The organism is Pontibacter akesuensis, assembly GCF_001611675.1.
GTDB lineage: Bacteria > Bacteroidota > Bacteroidia > Cytophagales > Hymenobacteraceae > Pontibacter > Pontibacter akesuensis.
This window is the reverse complement of the sequence record NZ_CP014766.1, coordinates 3205932-3227411: the sequence shown is the minus strand read 5'-3', so window position 1 is coordinate 3227411 and position 21480 is coordinate 3205932. Positions and strand designations below refer to the sequence as shown.

Genomic DNA, 21480 nt, shown 5'->3' with positions numbered 1-21480 from the left:
TTTTTATGTCTGAGTCAGCAGTCTTTCTATCCAGTTCAGCAGCAGGTCGGGTTTAAAGAACAAGACCAGCAGCGGCAGGGCAAACAGTGCCAGCAGCAGTTTATCTGATAGCGAAATAACTAAATTTCCGTGAGATTGATTCCCTTTGAAGAAAAGGTAGAACGGTATCTTGATATAATAGAACAGGGCCACCCCCGTCAGCAGGATTCCGAGCACCAACAGCGCCAGCAGCAGCAGACTTCCGCTCATACTATAGGCCTCCCACACGTTGCTAAACACCAGCAGTTTGCCCATAAAACCGGCCAGTGGCGGCAGGCCCGTTAGCGAGAGCAAGTATAAAACTGCCATTACCCCCAGGTAGGGCTGTATCCTGCCCAAGCCAGCAAAGCCTTCCAGCGTTTGCACGCCATACTGCTCCTCGGCCACCTGCAGCACCAGGAAAATACCGAAGTTCATGAACAGCAGCACCGTGAGGTAAAACAGGATACTGGAAGTATAGTCGGTGCCAAAAGCCAGCAGCGCCAGCAGCAGGAATCCCGCATGCGACACCGAGGAGTAGGCCAGCAGCCGGCGCGGCGTTCGCTGCCACAGCGCCGTCAGGTTCCCCACCAGCAGCGTGGCAGCGGCGGCGATACCCAGCAACAACTGCACATCGGCAAAAGCCACCGCATCTGTAAAATTTGTCACAAAGCGGTAGAGAACTAAAACACCTGCCATCTTTGGGCCGGTAGAGAACAGCGCCACCACTGGCAGCGATGCTCCCTGGTATACATCCGGGGCCCAGAAATGAAAGGGCACCGCCGATATCTTAAAGAAGAAGCCAGCCAGTACAAGTATGGCCGCCACTGTTACCAGCATGCCATCAGCCGACAGCAAACTAAAGGCAAAGGCCTGCGACGTATAATCGAGCGTACCCGTAAAGCCGTAGAAAAAAGACATGCCGTATAGCATCACACCCGCCGACAATGCCCCGTACAGGATGTACTTCAGACCTGCCTCCATGGCGCGTTTCTCTTCCTTAAAGGTGAGGGTGAGGATGTAGGAGGCAATGGAAACGGTTTCGATGGCCAGGAACACCATGAGCAGGTTCACCGACTTAGCCATAAGATTGAGGCCAAGCACAAGTATAAGCACCAGCGCGTAAAACTCGCCCCTGCCCTCCTGCAGCTTCTCAAGCCGCTTGTGTTGCAGCGACATCAAAACCGTAAAAATACCTGCCGCACTGAATAGCATGCCACCGTACCTAGCAAGGCCGTCTTTTACCAGCAGGTTCAGAAAATAACCGTTACCGGAAGTATAACCGCCGAGAACTTGCAGCACCAGCACCGAAAACAAGCCGGTAAGTGCCAGCCAGGGCAGCAGCCTTTTTAGCGCAGGAGACTTGAAAAGGTCGAGAGTAACGAGCAGCAGGAAGAAGAACGCCAGCAGAAACTCGGGCAGCAGCATGCCTGCCCCGCCCATGATGGCGTCCAGCGTCTGCGATAAGTTTACTGCCTGCTCGTTCACTTACTTAAGCGTTGATAAAATTAATCCCAACTGCTCCTGACCGCGTTGTAGCACCAGTTCGGTAAAACCTGTGACCGTAAGGCCTATTTTGTCGAGGAGCAGGTGCGGGAAGATGCCGAAAAGCAGCGCCAGCACCGCCAGCGGCACCAGCATCAGGTATTCTCTCTTTGTCAGGTCAGTGATGATGGCGTTAGCGCGCAGCTCCGGGAAAATCCAATACTTGCCGAAGAACATGCGCTGCAGTGCCCACAGGTAGTAAGCAGCCGAGAGCAGCAAACCAAACACAGCCACCACGGTAAGCCAGCGCGGCAGCAAACCCGTTGCCTCCGGCGCACCAAAGCCACCTACCAGCACCAGCAGCTCCGCAATAAAGCCGGAGAAGCCAGGCAAGCCCAGCGAGGCAAAGAAAGCAATCACCACAAAGGCGGTATAAGCAGGCATCACGTTGGCAAGTCCCCTGAAGTTTTGGATCATGCGGTCGTGGGCGCGGTCGTAGATAATACCGACCACCAGGAACAGCATGGCAGAGATAATGCCGTGGCTGAACATCATGTAAATGGCGCCATTCACGCCCTCAATCGTAAGCGAAGCCAGCCCCAGCAGCACAAAGCCCATATGCGATACCGAGGAGTAGGCGATCAGCTTTTTCAAGTCGTTCATGGCCAGCGCGTTCATTGCCCCATAAATGATAGAGAGCACGCCCAGCCCTCCGACAAGTATGGCAAAGTAGGCACCGGCATCCGGGAAGATCGGGTACACGATGCGGATCAGACCGTACCCTCCTACTTTCAGCAGTATGGCCGCCAGCAGCACCGAAATAGGCGTAGGCGCCTCTACGTGCGCATCGGGCAGCCACGTATGCACCGGCACCGACGGCACCTTGATGGCAAAACCGGCAAACAGCAGCAGAAACGCGATAAAGCGCAGCGGCAAATCCCAAAGCCTTGAATCAGACAACACATGGAGCAGGCTATCTGGAATGAAGTTGGCCGGCTCCATCATGGCCGGAATACTGAAGGTGCGCACCAGGTTATAATTGCTCACCTGGTTGCGTTGCAGCATCTGCTGTACCTGCGCCAGCACCTCTGTGCCGGGCACGGTGCCTCGCTCCAGGAGTCCCATCTGCACGGCCGTGGCGGCAGGATCGATCACAGAAGTATAAAGCCCAATCATCACCAGCAAAATGAACAGCGAGCCAACCAGCGTGTAGATAAAGAACTTGATGGCCGCGTATTCACGTTTCGGGCCGCCCCAGATACCGATCAAAAAGTACATCGGCAGCAGCATGAACTCGAAGAACAGGTAGAACAGGAAGAAGTCAAGGGCCAGGAAACAGCCCATTACGCTCGTGAGCAACAGGAGCAGGAGCAGGAAATAGCCCTTTATGTTTTGGGTGATGGTCCAGGAGGAGATGAGGCCGATTACGCCGATAATGCCGGTGAGCAGCACCATGCTGATGCTGATGCCGTCTACCCCTACGAAATAGTCGATCTGGAAACGGCCCAGGCTGCCCAACGTGAAGCCAATCCAGTTCACCTTCTCCACAAACTGGTAGCCCTGCTGCCCGTTGGCGGCGGCGGCGCCATCAAACCAGAAGTATACAAGTATGGCCAGCCCCATTTGCACCAGCGCCCCCAGCAACGCCACCGCTTTTATTAGCTTGTGGAGACGCGCAGGCAGCAGCAGCACGAAAAGTGCCGCCAACAAGGGTGTAAAAATAAGGCTGCTAAGTATAAAATTCATTTCTTTATTTAGACACAAGTATCAGGTAGCAAGACACAAGACTTTTTCTTTTGATGACTACTTCTTTATGGTTTTGAATTCGCCCCGATGAAAACGTCTCGAATTTGAAAATTCTCACATCTTCAAATTTCCAAATCTTGCCCATCCTCACATCCTTAAATTCCTGCTCGCGAAATTAACATCAAAACAGGATGATATATAGCATTAGTAAAATAAAACCAAATAAGGAGTAGGCGTAGTAACTCTGCACTTTACCATTCTGCAGGCCACGCCCCACACGTCCCAGCACTTTAGACAGCGCCCCTACCAGCCACACCAACCCGTCTACCACCCAACGGTCGAACCAGGCGACGATTTTAGCAAAGATCACCAGCGCTTTGCTGCCGTTGTTCAAGGTGTAATCGATCACGCGCTTGTCGGTGCGGTAAAGGCCTTTGGCCAGCAGCAGCGACGGCTGCACAAAGGCTCTTTGATAAAATTCGTTCAGCTGAAACTGGTTATGCGACAGCTGTGCCAGTTTATACTTTGGCCTGACCTGCAGCAACTGCTGTGATGTACTGTTTTTATACTTGAGAACAGCCCAGCTAATACCCACCAACGCCAGCAGCGTCGACAACACGCCGAAGATGATATGCAAGGTATGGTTTGCCTCATCCTGCGCCCGCACCGCCTGCAGCAAGCCTTCCGAAAGTATGGCCGAGTTACTTAGCCTGCTCAAGCTGATGCCCTGCAAAAGCCAGCTGCTGCTGAAGTTTAGCGGGTTGAGCGAGAAAAAGATCCCGAGTGAAAGTATGGCCAGCAAAATGACCGGCAGCGCCATCACGCGCTCCACCTCCAGCCCTGCCTTCAGCCGCAAATCCTGCACGCGGAAAGAGGCTCTGAACTCCCCAAAGAAGATGAACCACATGTGCCGCGCCATGTAAAAAGCAGTGAGCAGCACCACCGAAAAGCCGATGATCGGCACTACAAAGTATAAACTGCTGCCGTTGGCGCTCATGGTTTGCGCCCAGGCCCAGCTACCGGAAAGTATAGCATCCTTAGAAAGGAAACCCGAAAACAGCGGCAGCCCAACCAGTGCGGCAGTGGCGGTAATATAGATATAAAACGTGAGCGGCAGTGCCTTCCGCAGGCCGCCCATGTGGCGGATATCCTGCGCATCGAGGTGCAGGTGGTGGCGGTGCAGCCCACGGTGCATGGCATGGATGATGATGCCCGCATTCAGGAACAGGGTCGCCTTGAAAAATGCGTGCGTGGCCAGGTGAAAAAGCGCGGCATCATGCGCGCCCGTGCCCATTCCCATTACCATATAACCCAACTGTGAAATGGTTGAGAAAGCAAGTACCGCTTTGATATCGTTCTGGTTGAGCGCGGCCAGTGCCCCGATCAGTGCAGTAAGAGCCCCTACAAAGGCAATCACCACCAGCGCGGGCGGCGTGAAAAAAGCATAGCAGCGGGCGACTAAGTATACACCGGCAGCCACCATCGTAGCCGCGTGAATGAGTGCCGAAACGGGTGTTGGGCCTTGCATGGCATCAGGGAGCCACACCTGCAAAGGGAATTGCGCCGACTTGCCCACGCAGCCCATAAACAGTCCAAGGCCCGCCAGTGTCAGAAAAATTGGCCCCAGTTCTACGATCCAGCCCTGGGCATTTAAAGTATAGGAGGAAACAAAACTGCCGCTTTCCCAGTTGCCACTGCCAACCAACGTGCGCAGCGCCTCCAGGTCAAAAGTGCGGAAATAAGTATAAAAGGCGAACAGCCCGAGCAGCAGGCCTATATCGCCCACACGGTTGAATAGAAATGCTTTTTTATTCGCGGCCACCGCAGCCGGCTTTTGTATCCAGAAACCGATGAGCAGGTAAGACGATAGCCCCACGAGTTCCCAGAACATGAACAGCAGCAGCAAATTATCTACCACCACAATACCGATCATGCTGAAGGTAAACAGGCCTAGGTAGGCAAAATAGCGGCTGTAACCTTTGTCGCCGTGCATATAACCAACTGAGAACAGCTGCACCAGCAGTGATATAAAGGTGACAATCACCAGCATCAGCACCGTGAGGTTATCGAGCAGAATGCCGGCTGTGAAATCTGTTAAGGAACTGGCTGGCAGATTGAACCAGGTGGTGCGGCAATGGAAAGTGGCGGTGTTCCAGGTTTGCAAAAACAGCCATCCGGAAAGTATAAAACTCCCTAGCGTGAGCCCGATGCTCAACCAATCACCGCGGCGTGGCAGGCGTTTTCCCAGGAAAAACAAGACCAGGAAGCCCAGCAGCGGCAGCAACAGCACAACCAGTGCGGCTGTGGTCTCGGTTGTGGCGGCTAATGGCTTTAAGAGGTCGGATAGCTCCAAAGTAGCGGTTCTGGTTTCGGGTTGTGTGGCTTTTCTGCCGCCAAAGTTAAATAGAATTTTAATTTATACTTACCCTGCCTGCTGGTAAAGACAAGGCTTGAATTCAACTGTTTTCCTTGCTCACGATGTCGGGAAGATTGGCGGTATGGAAATGCTGGTACACCCGCAAAACAATGGCCAGCGCCACGGCTGCCTCGGCGGCGGCCACTACAATCACAAACAGCGAAAACAGCTGCCCTTGCAGCAGCGACGGGTCGTAGCGGCTAAAGGCGATCAGGTTGAGGTTGGCCGCGTTGAATATCAGCTCTATACCCATCAGCACCACCACCGCATGGCGTTTGGTGATGACAGCAAGTATACCAATGCTGAACAGCACGGCGCCCAACAGCAGGATATGTTCTAACGGAATGGCTTCCATATTTAGGCTTTGGGTTTATCAGTGGCAATGTAGGCAGCGCCCATCAGCGCAATCAGCAGCAGCAGCGACGCCAGTTCAAAAGGTACCACCACATCCGTCATCAGCTTAATGCCTATACTTTGTACCGTGCTTTTCTGCAGGCCCAGCACGTTTAGCTCCGTGGTTTGCAGCCAGGGTAACGCGCTGATGTTGGCATGAAGAATGGTGTAGCACAGTCCCATAAGTATAAGCCCACCTACCAGCGTGCCCCATACTTTGTTTCCGCTCTCCGACAGTACCGATTTGTCGCGCACGCGGCTGCTCAACATGATGCCAAAGAGAATCAGCACCAGCACACCGCCCACATACACCATCAGCTGCACCACCGCTACAAAATCAGCGAACAGCAGCACATAAATACCGGCCACACTCAGCAGCGTGATCAGCAGCGAAAAACCCGCATACAGCAGGTTGCGCGTCAGCACCATGTACCCTGCGGAAAGTATGGCCAGTACAGCGAAGATGTAGAAAAGCATTTTTTCAGTTATCAGTTAACATTGATCAATTATCAATATGATTTCCTTGGAAGACCTCGCAGTGTCCGAAGGTCCTGCGAGCGTCTGGAGCTATTCGCTTCGTAGCAGGCAAGACACTTGCAGGAGCTGCGCACGCCGCGAGGTCTTTGCGCGTTTATGCTTGTTTTCTTGCCGCCAGCGCCGCCGCTTTGGCCGCTGCCATTTCCTCCTGCTGCTTCGCGTACAGCTGCTTCTTTTCCTCTGCCTGCTCCGGCGTAAGGTCAGTGAAGTGGTACACCATGTTCTTGATGTTGACTTCGGAGAAATCATACACGGGCGTCATGGTGAGGCAGTCGGTAGGGCAAACGGTGGTGCAGAGGCCGCAGTAGCAACACTGTGCCAGGTCGATATCGAAGGTTGGCGCGTAAAGGCGCTTTTTGGTGCCGTCTGATGTCATGCCAATCTCTTCCGTGGCCTTCACCGACTCGATGGTGATGCAGTTAACCGGGCAGATCTTGGCGCAAAGGTCGCAGACAATGCAATCGTCGATCTCGTTGTGCAGGCGGTAACGGCCGTTGTCGGGTATAGGCAGGGCTTCGTGTGGGTATTTCAGCGTAGCCTGCCCATCGGCCTGCTTAAAATAGTTTGCATCCGACACGTATTCGGGCGTGCGGCGATTCCTGGCACTCAAAAAGTGCCGCCAGGTCAGGCTAAGGCCACTCAGCAGCGACTTTACCACGCCCCAAAATCCGGCATTAGTTCGAATGGCTTCTTTCATCCTTTAAAGTTAAAATATTTAAATGCTCATAGCGCAGTTAAACAAGCATGGATTTATTTTTCAAATGGAAACTCCAGGTCATCAATTACGCTTAGTAGCTCACTCAACATCATAGCGGTGGCTCCCCAGACCGTGTGACCATCTACATCAAAATAAGGCGCAGAAACCTCCATATTACCTGATACGACGATGTTGGTGATGCCCCTGCTGCTTTTATCAAGCAGCGTTGAGAGCGGTACTTCTATCAGTTGGTCTACTTCCCTTGGGTCAGTCAGAAACGTAGGCCTGTGCTTCATATAGCCAACCACCGGATGCACCATATAGTTGCTGGCAAACACAAAGAGATCGCTTAGGTGGCCAATAACTGTAACGTCTGCCGGGTTGATGCCTATTTCTTCATTCGCTTCTCTTAAGGCTGTTTCAAAGAAATCTTTATCTCCTTCTTCCATTCTGCCGCCAGGCAATCCTATCTGGCCACTGTGCACCCCCACATAAACAGGTCTCAAAATAAGGGGCAGCTTTATTTTGTCCTCATCCTGATAGAACAACAGCAATACTGCACTCTCCTTTGTTTGGCTATCAGGTTTCGTTTTGAATTTAATATTACTTCTGGTCACACTTGCCATCAGGTTATGCGCTGCTTCGCCAGGTAAGGGCTCCTGCAGTCTTTTCCTAAGGGCTTCTATGAATTTGAGCATTGCTAAGTATGGAGACTAAATTAGTTTTAACCTATTTTTTTGTTGTCATCCTGAGAGTATCTTAGTTAAAGAGGGCCCCTACCCCCGAGAGCGGTAAAGCGCCAATTAAAGCTGTTCTCGTCCGCCCACAAGATCCTTTCAGGATGACAGTATAGTATAAAGTAATTCTGTCTTATGTCCTTATACTTGTGTCTAATTTATACCATCAACAACCGCCAGATGCCTGCCAGCAGCACAATCCCAAGCGCTATCGGCGTCAGCACTTTCCAGCACAGGTGCATCAGCTGGTCTACGCGCAGGCGCGGATAGGTCCAACGTATTTGTAACTGCAGAAACAGCAGCACAAAGGTTTTGCTTAGCAGCCAGAAAATTCCCCAAAGTACACCTAAAACTTCTCCGGGTGTTCCGGTGGTCCAGTTTGCCATGTAAACCGGCCCAATGTTTGGCAATGGCGTGTTCCAGGAGCCCAAAAACAGGACCACCGCTACCAGGCAAACCAGCACCATCATGCTATACTCAGCCAGGAAGAGCGCCGCAAAACGGAAGCCGGAGTACTCCACATGGAAGCCCGCCACCAGTTCAGATTCCGCTTCCGGAATGTCGAACGGGGCGCGATTGCTCTCGGCCAGCGAGGCGATAAAGTAAATCACAAAGCTCACCAGAAGTATGGGGGCGCGAAAAATGTTCCAAGTGGTGATGCCGCCTATAGTGGTGGTGTCGATGCCCAGCCCACGGATGCCGAACAACCAGTTTCTGTCGTATTCCAAGCCTGGAAGCAGGTTCATGAGCACGCCCTGCTGATAGCTTATCTCCTGAAAATCCAGCGACTGGCAGATCATCACCGCCGAAAGTATGGCCAGCCCGGCCGGAATCTCATAGGACACGATCTGGGCCACGGAGCGCATCGCTCCCAGCATGGCATACTTGTTATTCGAGCCCCAACCCGCCATCAGCAGCCCCACCACATCCAGCGATATAATGGCCAGCAGGTAAAACACGCCGATGCCGATGCCCGCCGGCACCACGGCGGGCGCAAACGGAATAACGGCAAAGCCTGCGAACACAGCGGCAAAAATGATGATGGGCGCCAGCTTGAAGAGGGGTTTATCCGCAGCGGCGGGCACAATATCTTCTTTCTGCAATAGCTTGAGCACATCGGCCACCGCCTGCAGCGAGCCCTGCGGACCTGCCTCAGTCGGCCCCATGCGATCCTGCATAAAGGCGGCTACCTTGCGCTCGGCATACGCCAGCACAATCACCACCCCCAGCAAAGCCCCTAATGTCAGCAGAAAAGCAAGCATACGTGTTTGATTTGTTGAGACAAAGGTAGGGCTTAATTGAGAATTATTAATTCAGAATGATGAATTATGCATTAGGGGGGCTGTCTTAGCTTCAGGCAATTGCTACGGTCTATTGGGGTAAAGGCTGATATAGGAAACAATGGAGTCTATCTGCTCATCAGTAAAATCAAATGCAGGCATTTGCATCTTACTGAATTCATTGTAAAGCTGTACCGCCGTAGAATCACCTGCCTCTACCATCTTCTGCGAATTCTTGATAAAGCTGTACACCCACGCACTATCTCTCCTTTCAATTATACCTGCCAGCGGCGGCCCTACAACCACAGACGTCATGTCGTGGCAAGGGCTACAGTTAGTATCGAACAATCTTTTACCTCCTTCAACCTCCAGCAACAGCACAGGATCGATGTCTGCTGCCAGGTAGCTTTCCATATAGCCTGTTGTGCCGCAGTACAATAGTTCTTCCTCTTCCAAAGCAGCATTAGCGGGTTCAAGTTTAAGGTAAAACCCCAGTACGAGCGCAGCCACTGTAGCTGTACAACAGGCTATCAGCAAAAAGTAAACTGTACTTACTGCTTTTCTCATACTTGTTGCTTATGAGCTGAAACGGACTTTTATACCTTTAAAGGTTCACTAAGTTAGCCTTAGCTGCGCGAAAACTAACATACCTAAACGCTATTTGAGGCAGCAGCTATTTGATCAAATCCCATTTTCCTTCGTCAGGATGATTGGCTCGCCGTCTGTTACAAGTATGGTGTGCTCGTGCTGCGCCACATAGGCACCCTCATCGGCCAGCAGTGTCCAGCCATCGCCTTTCTCGCGGGTATAATTTCCTTTGGTGGAGATAAACGTTTCTACGGCTACCACGCTGTTTTTCCGGAAGCGCTGCGTGTTATCTTTGTCGTAGTAATTCGGAATCTCATCCGGGTCCTCGTGTAAACTGCGACCAACACCGTGTCCCACCAGATTCCTGATTACCTTGAACCCATGTTTTTTGGCTTCCTGCTCGATGGTGCGGCCAACCTCCGCTATTTTCTTTCCGCCTTTTATTTCCTTCAGCGCTTTATGCAGGGCCGTTACAGAGGCATCAACAAGTTTGTTCAGCCCATGTATGTCTTCGCCAAGTATAAACGAGCCGCCATTGTCAGCATAAAAGCCGTTCAGTTCCGCCGACACATCAATGTTTACCAGATCCCCTTCTTTTAGAACAGTACTCTCCGAGGGGATGCCATGGGCAGCTTCATTATTCACGCTAATGCAAGTATAGCCGGGGAAGTCATACGTGGTTTTTGGTGCAGAGCGCGCTCCAAACTCTTCCAATATTTTATTCCCGTACGCATCAAGCTCTTTGGTGGTGATACCTGCTTTGGTGTATTCCCTCATTTTCCGGAGCGTAACGGCTACGGCTTCGCTCACTTTTTTTATTCCTTCCAGGTCTTCTTCTGAAGCTACTATCATGTTGACTTATTGATTTCCTTAGGTGAGCTACTCCACCAAATGCGGCACGAACTGCGACAGGTTAGTGATGATGCCTTTCTCGCGGCGGTACCCGATGGCGCAGCCCTCGCCTGCCCAGAACACGCCGGCCTGGTACTGGTAGCCCTTGTCATCTTCGGGCAGCTCAACCCAGCGCTGGTATACTTGCTGTTGCGCATCGTACTCGCCTTCTACCTTTGTTACCCGCACGCGGTCTATCACTTCCACGCTTTGCCCCTCGCGGCCGAAGTGTGGCTTGCGGATATACTTGCCGCTGATGGGCACCAGGTCCGTTTCAAGCAGCAGCGGGTGGTACGGGTACGCTTTCCAGAGCCAGGCCAGCATACCCTTGCTTTGGAACAGCAGGGAATACGCGGGATTGGCGATTACTACGTTTCGGGCGGCAGACAACTCGGCGAGGCTGCGGCAAAGTTCGGGCTCCTCCCAGGCAATCTGCTCCCAGGGCAGCAGCTTAAACAGAAACGGAAATTGCTGCCACTGCTCATTGTCCAGCTGCGCCCACACGCCTCGCTCCGCTCCTTCCGTAGACACGCTCATAGCCTCTACCGGGCACAGGTGCGGGTCGAAGCCGGCTTCGGCGGCGGCCTGGGCCAGTACGGCGCAGTTGGCCTCGTCTTCGGCGCTTGCGCCAATATAAGTCAGCAACAGCGCCGGCGCCAGCTCGTCGTTCAGCATGCGCCAGGTCCTGAACTGCTCCACCAGCTGCTCATACAGACCTGAGTACTGCTTTGCCTCCTTTTTTCCGGCCGCTGCCAGACTGGCCCACTGCACCACGGCTGTTTCGGGTACAGAGGTGGCCGTGTCGGCGTTAAACTCCAGCAGCTTCGGTCCTTCCGGCGTCTGCACCAGGTCAAAGCGGCCATAGAGGTGCCAGTGGCGCTCATCATTCCAGGAGTGGCGCACCAGTTTCCAAAGGTTCTCGGGTATGCCCAGCACGTTCAGAAATTCATCGGGCAGGCTGTCGGGGATAGCGTTTACCATCATTTCGTACAGCGTGTCTGCTGCCTCCAGCAGCGCGTCGGCCTGTTGCTCGGGCAGCACCACGGCCTCACCCGGCACATAATTGGCACAGCCATCCTCCACGCACCACTCCCAGCCAAGGCCGCGCACAGCTTTTTCCACATCACCCGTGTGCGACTGCAGGCGGATCTTACTTTTATCTTGCATGTATTTATTTAGTTGCTAGGCTCCTGCTCCTCCACTGCGGCCCCTGAAGAAACCGCTCCGGCCTGAACTGGGGGCTGTGGCACGCTGGCGGTAGGTTTGCACATTCTGGCGCCAGGCATTCGTGTTGTTAATAAGGCCGGGATTGGCGTAATAGCCAGCGCGCGGAGCCATGTTGCGGCCTGCCATATATCCCAGAGCGCTCCACCACAGCACGTTGCCCATCCCAAAGCCGCCCTGCTGGTACTGCTGTTGGTTGTTGGCAATGTTCTTCAGTTGGTTCTCGAGCTCCAGCCCTTTCAGCGTATCCACGCGACCGTCGCTATACTTCAGGATGGCCATACTTTGGCCGGGAGCCGTAGTTTGCTCATCCGTTATTTTCCACTGATCCGGGGCCTCTTCTGTCATTTCTGTGATCACGCCATCCGGTACAGCCACCTCCTCCTCCGCATTCCACTCCTCACTTTGGTTATTAGACCCGCAACCGGTAAGGCCCATGCATGCGGCAGCCGCCACGATAAAGGCATTGCGCTTCAGGTCGCCTATGGTCAGGTATTTTTTCTTCATCTTGATAAGGTAGGTATAGTATAAAGATAACCCTTTTTACGGGGAAATATAACTGAATGGCCGGTTTTGATTCGTAAGGATAGATTTTGAAGGGATTGTTTTGCGCCAGTGTGTCAAACCACCCCTAGCCCCTCCTTGTCTAAGGAGGGGGATTTTGTCTCATAAGTTAGAGAAGACCCACCAAGCCTCCTGCGCTACAAGGCTGCTCCCATTTCTAATTCCTAATTCTTAATTTCTAACTGGCGCAATTTCTAACTGGCGCAACGCGCCTTACTCCCAGAGCGGGTAGTGCTCCAGGTGTACCTGGCGCTTGAAGAAGATGCGGGTGCTCTCCTCGAAGGAGCGGGTGAAGTCCGACACATAGAATGTGTGGTCGCCGGAGAGCTTATCGGCGGCCAGGTTGTTTTGCTCGAGGTAGGCTTTCACGTGCTGGGCCACAATCTGGCTTGCATCCAGCACATCCACCTGGCCCTCGTAGTACTGTTCAATCTGCTTTTTGATGAGCGGGTAGTGCGTACAGCCAAGTATAAGTGCCTCGATGTCGTGCAGGTGCGGGTCCGAGAGGTAGGCATGTATAACGCTTTCGGAGATGGAGTCATTGAAAAAGCCCTCCTCTATCATGGCGGCCAGCAGCGGCGTCGCCAGCGACTGCAGTTTGATGTTCCGGTCCAGTTCGTCCACCTTCTTGCGGTACACGTTTGAGTTCACCGTCTGCTTTGTTCCGATAAGGCCTACGTGCTTGTCTGGGTACGATTCTCCAATATACCGCACAATCGGATCAATCACGTTCAGCACCTTTGCCTTGCTGCCCACGTACTCCTTCACCAGTTCGTAAGCCGCCGCGGAGGCAGAGTTACACGCAATCAGAATCACCTTGCACTGCTGCCGGATCAGCAGGTCGCATATCTTCACGGCATAGGCCTGAATGGCAGCCGTAGATTTATCGCCATAAGGCAAATGCGCTGTGTCGCCGAAGTATATCAGCCGCTCATGAGGCAGCACATTTATAATCGCCTGTGCCACAGTTAGCCCACCGATGCCACTGTCGAATATACCAATGGGCCCGTCCTTCTTTTCCATATTCATCATAAGCGAAATTAACTAAATCCGGACAATTGGCTTGTCTATCGCCCATTTATACTTGTCCCTTTGAATGAAAACCACTTCAACAGCTTCTCCTTTCTTCTAAAAGTATATACAGACATAGGTATATTCCATATTTAGATTTCACAGATAAATAATATTAAAATATTTGTTGCTTTTAAACAATTCGCTATTTTTATATTATCAAAGCTTCACATGGCTTTCTACCTGAAAGCTAACCTTACCAAAGGTGGCCCCCATGACGACGGAATATCCCTAAGGCATAAGCGCCTCTGCGCGCTATACTTAGCCTGAGAGCTGCTTAGAGCAGCAAACCCTTAACTTTTACGCTATGCAGGCAGCCTTTACAGTACATGCTCCCCCAACCATTAAGCGGTCTGCGCTTTATGGAAGCCTGACAGCCCGTCTTGTATCCTTTCTGGTAGATACTACCCTGATCGTGTTTTCGTACACCTTCGTACTGTACGGCATCAGTGGCTCTCAGGAGCAGCTCTACACCTGGGACGACCTTCTGAAAGGCGGCATTGACATGGTGGAACTCTGGCTCGTGTGCAAATCTATTTTCATTAACCCCATCTTTGCTGTTTTGCACTGGGCCTACTATACTTTTCTGGAGTCGTCGCTAAAGCAGGCAACAATTGGCAAGTTTACGCTGGGCCTGAAAGTGACCGATTTACGCGGGCGACGCATTGGTTTTCTGCAGGCTAACCTGCGCTATTTCGCCAAATTCCTGTCTGTCTTGCTGCTTGGCTTGGGCTTCCTGCTCATTCTTTCTTCTCGCCGTCACCAAATGCTGCACGACTACATTGCACGGGCCTTGGTCGTGGCTGATTAGCCGTTCACCATAAAAATTGCACTACTTTTCAACACAACATCCTCACTTCCGTATAAAACACCATATCAACAATTAGAAAGGAGGATTATTATGAGATTTATTCCAACCCGATTCCACGGGATACTAGATTATATTGTAGGTCCGTTGCTGATCATTTCACCATGGATCTTTGATTTTTCGGATGTGAGCTGGGCCACCTGGACTATGGTGATAGCCGGTGTCATTATCCTGATACAAACTATACTTACTGACTTTGAGGTTGGCCTTGTGCACAAAATCCCGATGAAGACGCACCTGATGATGGATTTTGGCCTGGGTGTGATCCTGGCCCTGTCGCCCTGGATGTTCAACTTCGATGACCGTGTGTACATGCCGCACCTGATAGCTGGTATCTTTGCCATAATAGCGTCACTTACCACGCACAGAACCCCTAGCAGGTCTTACACGACATCACACGCTACGCACCGCCACACCGATGTGTAAGCACGGGCGTACGATAGTAGAAAGCAGAAGGCTGGCCAATTGGCCAGCCTTTTTTTGTGTCGTAAACTTTCCGGTGCACTTGGTTTGTTTGCCTTTTATGCAGCCGGCATTATCTTTTGTGTCGGAGCATCGCTAAATTTGTCTCATGAATTACCTCTCGGCAGAAAATATTTCCAAAAGCTTCAGCGATCGCTGGCTTTTTAAAAACCTTAATTTTGGCATCAGCCAGGGGCAGCGTGTGGCCCTGGTGGGCGTAAACGGCTCCGGCAAAACTACTTTACTCAATGTGCTGGCGGGCAAGTTACCGCCGGACAGCGGCAGCGTAAGCCTGCGCAAGGAGATCAGCATTGGCTACCTTGGCCAGAACCCCGAGTTCCAGGAAGAACTGACGGTGAAAGACAACATTTTCGCTATGCAGAACGAAACGCTGGACCTGATACAGGATTACGAGGCTGCCATGGAGAACCCCAATACCAGCGGCGAGAAAATGCAGCACCTGATGGAGCGCATGGACGAGTTGCAAGCCTGGGATTTTGAAGTGAAGGTAAAGCAGGTATTGTCGAAACTAGGCATCAACAACCTGGATGTACCGGTGAACCAGCTTTCGGGAGGCCAGCGCAAACGTGTGGCCATGGCCCGCGTGCTGATTGAGGAGCCGGATATGCTGATACTGGATGAGCCTACCAACCATTTGGACCTGGAAACGATTGAGTGGCTGGAGGGCCTGCTGAGCACTCAGAACACCACCCTGCTGATGGTAACCCACGACCGCTACTTCCTTGATAAAGTGGCGAACGAAATGGCCGAACTTGACAATGGCGAGCTTTATACATACAAAGGCAACTACAGCTATTTCCTGGAAAAGAAGGCCGAGCGCGAGCTGAATGCCGCCGCCGAAACAGAGAAAGCGCGCAACCTGATGCGCAAGGAGCTGGAGTGGATACGCCGCATGCCCAAGGCCCGGGGCACCAAAGCCAAGTATAGAGTGGATGCCTTTGAAGAGTTGAAAGAAAAGGCATCCAAGAAAACCGCCGCGCCGCAACTGGAACTGTCAGTTAAGACGACGCGCCAGGGCGGCAAAATTATCGAGGTGGAGCACATCTCTAAATCTTTTGGCCAGAAAAAAATCGTAGACGACTTCAGCTATGTGTTCAAGAAAAAGGACCGCATTGGCGTAGTAGGCCCTAACGGAGCCGGAAAGTCTACGTTCCTGAACATGCTCACGGGCAAACTGAAGCCAGACTCCGGCTACATAGACCCGGGACAGACAACGGTGTTTGGCTACTACACACAGGATGAACTGGAGTTTAAGGACGACCAGCGCGTGATTGACATTGTGAAGGAGATTGCCGAGGTGGTGGAGATGGCCAATGGCGAGGTGATTACCGCCAGTCAGTTTCTGCAGCACTTTCAGTTTCCGCCGGCACAGCAATATACGTTTGTCAGCAAGCTAAGCGGAGGCGAGAAGCGCCGTCTGCAACTGCTGCGCGTGCTGATCAAGAACCCGAACTTCCTCATTCTCGATGAGCCTACAAACGACCTGGACATCATCACGCTGAATATTCTGGAGGACTTCCTGCTGAACTTCGGTGGCTGCCTGCTCATCGTATCGCACGACCGTTACTTTATGGACCGGCTAGTGGAGCACCTGTTTGTGTTTGAGGGCGAAGGCCATATCCGCAACTTTGCCGGCAACTACAGCGACTACCGGGAGTGGCAGAAGGAGCAGGAAAAAGTGCAGCAGGAAGTAAAAGCCGCTGCGCCGGCACCAGCAGCCAGAAAAGAGGAGCAGCCTAATGCCAAGCGCAAGCTGTCCTACAATGAGAAAAGGGAATACGAAGTGCTGGAGCAGGAAATCCGCAAGCTGGAGGGGCGCAAAAGCGAAATTGTGGAAACTATGAGCAGCAACACGCTCACCGACCATGAGGAACTCACTAAGCTGGCCCGCGAGCTGGAAAGTATAAACGAGCAGTTAGAGGAAAAAGAATTCCGTTGGCTGGAGCTGGCGGAACTGATGTAAATAACTTAAAGCAAAGGCCCCTCCACTTTAGGAGGGGCTTTTGCTTTAATCCAGCCCTTTTACCGCAACTCCTCCTCTCTCATTCCGCTGCCCTGCCTCCACAAAAGAACGCTCAAATTTTTTGGCGTTGTTTAGCGTCGTGTAAAATTCATCCAGGTACTTCAGGGTGCTCTTGCTGCTCTTTTCCTCCAGTAAATCAGCATTTTGATACAACCCATAAAGCGCCGCTTTGCGCAGGTTAAACAAATTTCGGACCTGTGCATACACCGTGTCCGGGTAACTATATCCGCGAAATAACCGCTCCTTCACCGAACTGATCTCTAACTCGGGCGGCGGCGCGGCATATGGCGCACTCACGCAGCCCGCATAATCAAAGTCATAGGGCACGGGGATGGCAAAGGCATTTATATTGAGCACCTTGATGTTGTGGCGGTAAGGAACAGACCAGTCGGTGTTGCCGATCATGTACTGAAAAAACGTCAGCACAGCCGTGGAAGGAAGGTGTGTACCGCGCATCCCAACCACAAGTTCATCCGGCAAAACAGTGGCGTTAAGCCGCTCAGCCAAGGCATCTTCGTCTTCAACCAGGAAAGCATACTTCGTCTCCGACTTCTTCTTTCCCTGCACATCTTCATAAGTCACCTGGCATAGCCTTACCCTAAAGCTACTATCCGTTAAAATGTTGTACATTTTATATGCCAGGTATTCCCTCAGCACATACTCCTCACCGGTGCAGTGGGTCACCAGTTTCAGCTTGTTTACCTTTCCGAAAACTGTGTTTTCCACCGTACTGCGGGAGAAGTTCAGCATGAGGGGCGGAAAACCACATACGGAGGGGTCGCGGCGGCGATTTCCCCGCACTTTAACTTTTAACGCCTGCGCTACCCGGGTGCCGGTGCTGTCTTTGTACCAGATGGTTGCCGGGTGGTACACCCTATCGTCGCCGCGGTCTTTCAGCACGGTTTTCATGTCCATGGAGAGCTTCAGGTGCAGCACCTCCTCCTCCAGGAAAAGCGGGTTTTCCTTTACCTGCCGTACTTCAACGGCAGAAGCAGCAGGCAGTTTCTGCACAGGTTGCGCCTGAGCGATACAGGGCAACTGAAGCAACACCAGCGTTGCAAGAAAAGAAAGAAGACACTTTTTCATACGTTGTGCCAGGAAATTTTGAAGAACCGCCGTGGGTTCCCGCAGGGGAGGTAACGAAATGATAACCAGACGCTACGGGTCTGGAGCGGAAGTATGGCAGCTGTTGCACAGGCGCTTTTAGCTTACCTGAACAGCTCACTTATCACATTGCCTTTTCGGGTGGCGCCTTTTAGCAGCGTTTTTTGCTGCACGCCGACGGCTACAGTATCTGCGGCAATGCCTGCCACAGCCGCCACGGGAACTGGTTCGAACACGACTGAATCCATTCTGAACTGGAGCAGGTACGCCACCGTGGGTGCAATATCAACCAACGTGTAGCGGCTTTTAAGCTTTCTGCCTTTCTTAAAGTCTGGTCCAATGGCCAGCAGGCCAATGTGCTCACAGCCGGCACAGTGGTCGCCGTGCTCCGGCCAGCCTTCGGCTACGCCGTCAAGGTGGCGCCCATGGTCGCTGGTAACCAGCAGCGTGGTTTTATCTTTATAAAAAGGATCCTTTTTCAGGAAGTCCCAAAGCTGTTTGATATACCTGTCGTTTCGGGCAATGCCCCGGACGTAGTTTGCCCAGTTGCCTGCATGCGCGTAGCCGTCCGGTTCCATAAAATTTAGCAGCATCAAACTGGGCCGGTGCGTAGCTAAAATCCTTTTTGCCTCCATTAAGGTAAGCGAGTCCATCCGGTAGCCTGTGTTTGGGCCGTTCACACCGCAGTTCAGCGATGGCTGGTAAGTTCCCTGCCACTCCGGGTGCCGGGTATCGCCGAGAATGTCCAGTTTGTCTTTGCTGGCCACCACCCAGGCGGCTGTGGCAGGCTTTCCCGAGGCTTTCAGGTAATACTGAAAGATAGATGGGTTAGCAGGCAGTTCATTCCCATAGTTGTCGATGGCCTGGTTTACGCCGGTGGTAAGGGCCGCATGGCCCGCGTTTGTGTAAGTATAGCCATCGTTATAGAAATCAGAAGCGAAAACACCCTCCTGCATCAGCTTGCCGCTAAGGTTGGGGGCAAGCTCGGCACTGTCGGCCCACAACTCAGAATAGCGAGGGCCGTCTATAACCACCAGAATCACATGCTCGGTGCGCAGCGGCTCCACATCTCCGCTATCCGGGGTATGTACGCCACAAGCAGAAGCTAGCAAACTGATGCCCCACAGTTGGCTTGTCCTGTAAGTGAAAGCACGGGCAATGAAAAGCAGGAACTGTATCATACTGGCGGCACCGCTTAATCCACGAATACCTCTACTTATTATACGCATAACCTTATTTTTAAGGTGATTTGTATGCTTTTAAACCATGTAAGTATCCGACACTGCTAGAACGGGAGGTATTTAACCAAATCAAAAACAACAAAATAAAACTTGCGTTTAAAGCAGAAGTTCGTATTATTGTAACCATAACATGCAACAAACAGCAGCCATAGCGACAAATCATTCCTCCTCTACCCCTTTTGGTGTAGCGCTGCTGCCTGCCATTTCTTCTTATTGCCTGAGCGTTTATAGCTATTGCAGCTATTATTACGGCTATTATTATTACCGTACGTACCGCGCTCTCTTTGGCAGTCACACCGATATTCTATCGTAAAAACAGAAAGGTCCATCATAAGGCCAATCTTCAGTGATACAGCAAAGCAGAGCGAAAGCCCTGCTTTTTTTATTTTATACCCATTCGAACTATTCAGATAAAAATAAACTTTCATACCCATGAGCTTAATTCAGAACTACAGCAGCTACACAGAAGAAAATCATAATGTATGGTCTATCCTTTTTGACCGCCAGGTGGAGAACCTACCGGATAAGGCCATTCCGGAATTTATGGAAGGCCTGAAAAAGGTTGGCTTTAGCCGCGAGCGCATTCCAAACTTCAACGAAGTAAACCAAAAGCTGCGCCCCCTGACAGGGTTCGAGGTGGTGGCCGCACCCGGAATTGTGGATGATGCCCTGTTTTTCCAGCTGATTGCCAACAAGCAGTTTCCGGCCACGGTTTGGGTGCGCCGCATGGACCAGCTGGATTACCTGGAGGAGCCCGACATGTTTCATGACGTGTTCGGCCACGTGCCCCTGCTGACCATTCCCGTGTACTGCGATTTCCTGGCGCAGCTTTCTGCCATGGCCCTGCAGCACATCGACAGGCCCGATATCATTGACCGCCTGACACGCATTTACTGGTACACCATTGAGTTTGGCCTGTTCCGCAAGCCGGGAGGGAAAGCGAAGATTTACGGTGCTGGCATACTTTCATCGGTAGGCGAGAGTAAGCTTTCGGTGTCGGATGAGAGCGTGAAGTATGATTTTGACGTGCAGCACATCCTGGACACATCTTACATCAAAGAGACTTTCCAGAGCCAGTACTTCTGCATCGAGAGCTTTGAGCAGTTGCTGCACAGCCTGCCGGCTATCAGCGAGGCCATTGAGAAGCTAAGAGAAGAGCCGGTGGAGGAGACGCTCTAGCCCCGGCTTAAGATAGATTTTTAAGTGAGTTATATACCAAAAACGGCCTGTGCTATGCGCAGGCCGTTTTTTCTTCAGGTACTTTTTAGCTTCTGTAGATACTTTTAGTTGGTAAGGGCATGGCTGATCTGGAAACCCAGCTTGCTGGGGCGCACCAGGTGCATGTTCTCGAGCTTCTGCTTATAGGTGATGCGCTCGATGTCGCTCACATCCTGGCCCATCAGGTCGTTGTTTACGGAGGCCACCATCGCGCTTTCTATAATGATCCTGAGCACCTTGTCGTTTAGCTTGTTCTTCTCGAAATTAGTCACTTTGTCCAGCGGCAGGTCCAGTTGCTTCACTCCCTCAATGCAAAAATGGTTTTCGATGTTCACGAGCATGCGCCCGATCAGGTAACCGGGGTCATCGAGCCTGTTATACTTTATGGTATCAGCCATAAAGTTGTAAGCCAGCACGTTGCCGAAGAACCTTCTCCTGAAATCCTCCTCCACATAGGCGCTCCGCATGATTTCATAATCATCCGGGAAAGTGATGATGTTGGTGTGCATCACAAACACGAGCAGATCGCCCGAAAACTTAATCTGGAACTCATGCTCCCCCACATTTCGGAACTCCAGCAACACGTTTGCATCCTGTTGCGTTACCCGGTCCGTTAGTTCGTCCACCAGTTCCTGAGCAATTTCCTTCATGCGCTCGAACGTTGCCTTGGTGTTGCGGTAAATGAGCTGCTTTGTCTTGGACTTGTGGTGAAGCCCGTTGATGATATCGTCTAATCTATCTTCCATGGTTGTCAATGCCTTTTGTAGTGCTGTCACAACTAGTGTTTTACCCGGTATAGCCCCTGTTTGTTACCGAATGGCCCTGCCAATGCTGTTTCTACCGCTGTACCCGCTCTCTTATAGAGCAGCAAGAATACTGTACATCAGGCAAATACC

Annotated in this window: 20 protein-coding genes; 4 read left to right on the top strand and 16 right to left on the bottom strand. The window is 52.0% G+C overall.

Going from position 1 to position 21480, the window contains the following annotated elements:
- Window positions 1-3 precede the first annotated feature (3 nt).
- The 13 genes from A0W33_RS13705 to murI all read right to left on the bottom strand — a co-directional run bounded on the left by A0W33_RS13705 (window position 4) and on the right by murI (window position 13599).
- Window positions 4-1506 (bottom strand): NADH-quinone oxidoreductase subunit N, encoded by a 1503-nt coding sequence (locus tag A0W33_RS13705; RefSeq protein WP_068838720.1) that lies wholly within the window; start codon window positions 1504-1506, stop codon window positions 4-6.
- Window positions 1507-3249: a complex I subunit 4 family protein gene (locus A0W33_RS13700; RefSeq protein WP_068838719.1), complete on the bottom strand. Its 1743-nt coding sequence runs from the start codon at window positions 3247-3249 to the stop codon at window positions 1507-1509. It lies immediately after the preceding gene.
- Window positions 3250-3430: 181 nt separating this feature from the next.
- On the bottom strand, window positions 3431-5602 hold the full coding sequence (gene nuoL / locus A0W33_RS13695; protein ID WP_068838718.1) for an NADH-quinone oxidoreductase subunit L: 2172 nt from the start codon (window positions 5600-5602) through the stop codon (window positions 3431-3433).
- A gap of 103 nt (window positions 5603-5705) precedes the next feature.
- On the bottom strand, window positions 5706-6020 hold the full coding sequence (gene nuoK, locus A0W33_RS13690) for an NADH-quinone oxidoreductase subunit NuoK (RefSeq protein ID WP_068838717.1): 315 nt from the start codon (window positions 6018-6020) through the stop codon (window positions 5706-5708).
- Window positions 6021-6022: 2 nt separating this feature from the next.
- Entirely contained in the window at window positions 6023-6535 is a 513-nt protein-coding gene (locus tag A0W33_RS13685; RefSeq protein WP_068838716.1) for an NADH-quinone oxidoreductase subunit J family protein, read from the bottom strand.
- Between the two features lie 154 nt (window positions 6536-6689).
- The gene (locus A0W33_RS13680) at window positions 6690-7292 is read right to left on the bottom strand and encodes a 4Fe-4S dicluster domain-containing protein (protein ID WP_068838715.1); all 603 of its coding nucleotides are present in this window, start codon (window positions 7290-7292) and stop codon (window positions 6690-6692) included.
- A 53-nt stretch (window positions 7293-7345) separates the two neighbouring features.
- Window positions 7346-7990, bottom strand: coding sequence for an NUDIX hydrolase (locus A0W33_RS13675; protein ID WP_068838714.1), 645 nt, complete (start codon window positions 7988-7990; stop codon window positions 7346-7348).
- A gap of 197 nt (window positions 7991-8187) precedes the next feature.
- Window positions 8188-9291 carry a complex I subunit 1/NuoH family protein gene (locus A0W33_RS13670; protein WP_068838713.1) on the bottom strand — a complete coding sequence of 368 codons (1104 nt, stop codon included), beginning with the start codon at window positions 9289-9291 and terminating at the stop codon, window positions 8188-8190.
- Between the two features lie 102 nt (window positions 9292-9393).
- Window positions 9394-9876: a c-type cytochrome gene (locus A0W33_RS13665; protein ID WP_068838712.1), complete on the bottom strand. Its 483-nt coding sequence runs from the start codon at window positions 9874-9876 to the stop codon at window positions 9394-9396.
- A 114-nt stretch (window positions 9877-9990) separates the two neighbouring features.
- On the bottom strand, window positions 9991-10749 hold the full coding sequence (gene map, locus A0W33_RS13660) for a type I methionyl aminopeptidase (protein WP_068838711.1): 759 nt from the start codon (window positions 10747-10749) through the stop codon (window positions 9991-9993).
- A gap of 27 nt (window positions 10750-10776) precedes the next feature.
- The gene (locus A0W33_RS13655) at window positions 10777-11955 is read right to left on the bottom strand and encodes a glutathionylspermidine synthase family protein (RefSeq protein WP_068838710.1); all 1179 of its coding nucleotides are present in this window, start codon (window positions 11953-11955) and stop codon (window positions 10777-10779) included.
- A 15-nt stretch (window positions 11956-11970) separates the two neighbouring features.
- Window positions 11971-12519 (bottom strand): hypothetical protein, encoded by a 549-nt coding sequence (locus A0W33_RS13650; RefSeq protein ID WP_068838709.1) that lies wholly within the window; start codon window positions 12517-12519, stop codon window positions 11971-11973.
- A gap of 270 nt (window positions 12520-12789) precedes the next feature.
- Window positions 12790-13599 carry a glutamate racemase gene (murI, locus tag A0W33_RS13645; RefSeq protein ID WP_068838708.1) on the bottom strand — a complete coding sequence of 270 codons (810 nt, stop codon included), beginning with the start codon at window positions 13597-13599 and terminating at the stop codon, window positions 12790-12792.
- A 355-nt stretch (window positions 13600-13954) separates the two neighbouring features.
- Between murI and A0W33_RS13640 the strand changes: the two genes are divergently transcribed.
- The 3 genes from A0W33_RS13640 to A0W33_RS13630 all read left to right on the top strand — a co-directional run bounded on the left by A0W33_RS13640 (window position 13955) and on the right by A0W33_RS13630 (window position 16961).
- Window positions 13955-14458 (top strand): RDD family protein, encoded by a 504-nt coding sequence (locus tag A0W33_RS13640; RefSeq protein ID WP_068838707.1) that lies wholly within the window; start codon window positions 13955-13957, stop codon window positions 14456-14458.
- Window positions 14459-14548: 90 nt separating this feature from the next.
- Complete coding sequence (locus tag A0W33_RS13635) at window positions 14549-14941, top strand: SPW repeat protein (protein WP_068838706.1); 393 nt, start codon at window positions 14549-14551, stop codon at window positions 14939-14941.
- A gap of 145 nt (window positions 14942-15086) precedes the next feature.
- Window positions 15087-16961 carry an ABC-F family ATP-binding cassette domain-containing protein gene (locus tag A0W33_RS13630; RefSeq protein ID WP_068838705.1) on the top strand — a complete coding sequence of 625 codons (1875 nt, stop codon included), beginning with the start codon at window positions 15087-15089 and terminating at the stop codon, window positions 16959-16961.
- A gap of 45 nt (window positions 16962-17006) precedes the next feature.
- On the opposite strand, the gene A0W33_RS13625 is transcribed toward A0W33_RS13630, so the two are convergent.
- Window positions 17007-18107 carry a hypothetical protein gene (locus tag A0W33_RS13625; RefSeq protein ID WP_229802260.1) on the bottom strand — a complete coding sequence of 367 codons (1101 nt, stop codon included), beginning with the start codon at window positions 18105-18107 and terminating at the stop codon, window positions 17007-17009.
- Between the two features lie 122 nt (window positions 18108-18229).
- The gene (locus tag A0W33_RS13620; RefSeq protein ID WP_229802259.1) at window positions 18230-19354 is read right to left on the bottom strand and encodes a sulfatase-like hydrolase/transferase; all 1125 of its coding nucleotides are present in this window, start codon (window positions 19352-19354) and stop codon (window positions 18230-18232) included.
- 444 nt (window positions 19355-19798) lie between these two features.
- Between A0W33_RS13620 and A0W33_RS13610 the strand changes: the two genes are divergently transcribed.
- Entirely contained in the window at window positions 19799-20545 is a 747-nt protein-coding gene (locus tag A0W33_RS13610; RefSeq protein ID WP_068838703.1) for a phenylalanine 4-monooxygenase, read from the top strand.
- 104 nt (window positions 20546-20649) lie between these two features.
- On the opposite strand, the gene A0W33_RS13605 is transcribed toward A0W33_RS13610, so the two are convergent.
- Window positions 20650-21330 (bottom strand): hypothetical protein, encoded by a 681-nt coding sequence (locus A0W33_RS13605; protein ID WP_068838702.1) that lies wholly within the window; start codon window positions 21328-21330, stop codon window positions 20650-20652.
- Between the last annotated feature and the right edge of the window lie 150 nt (window positions 21331-21480).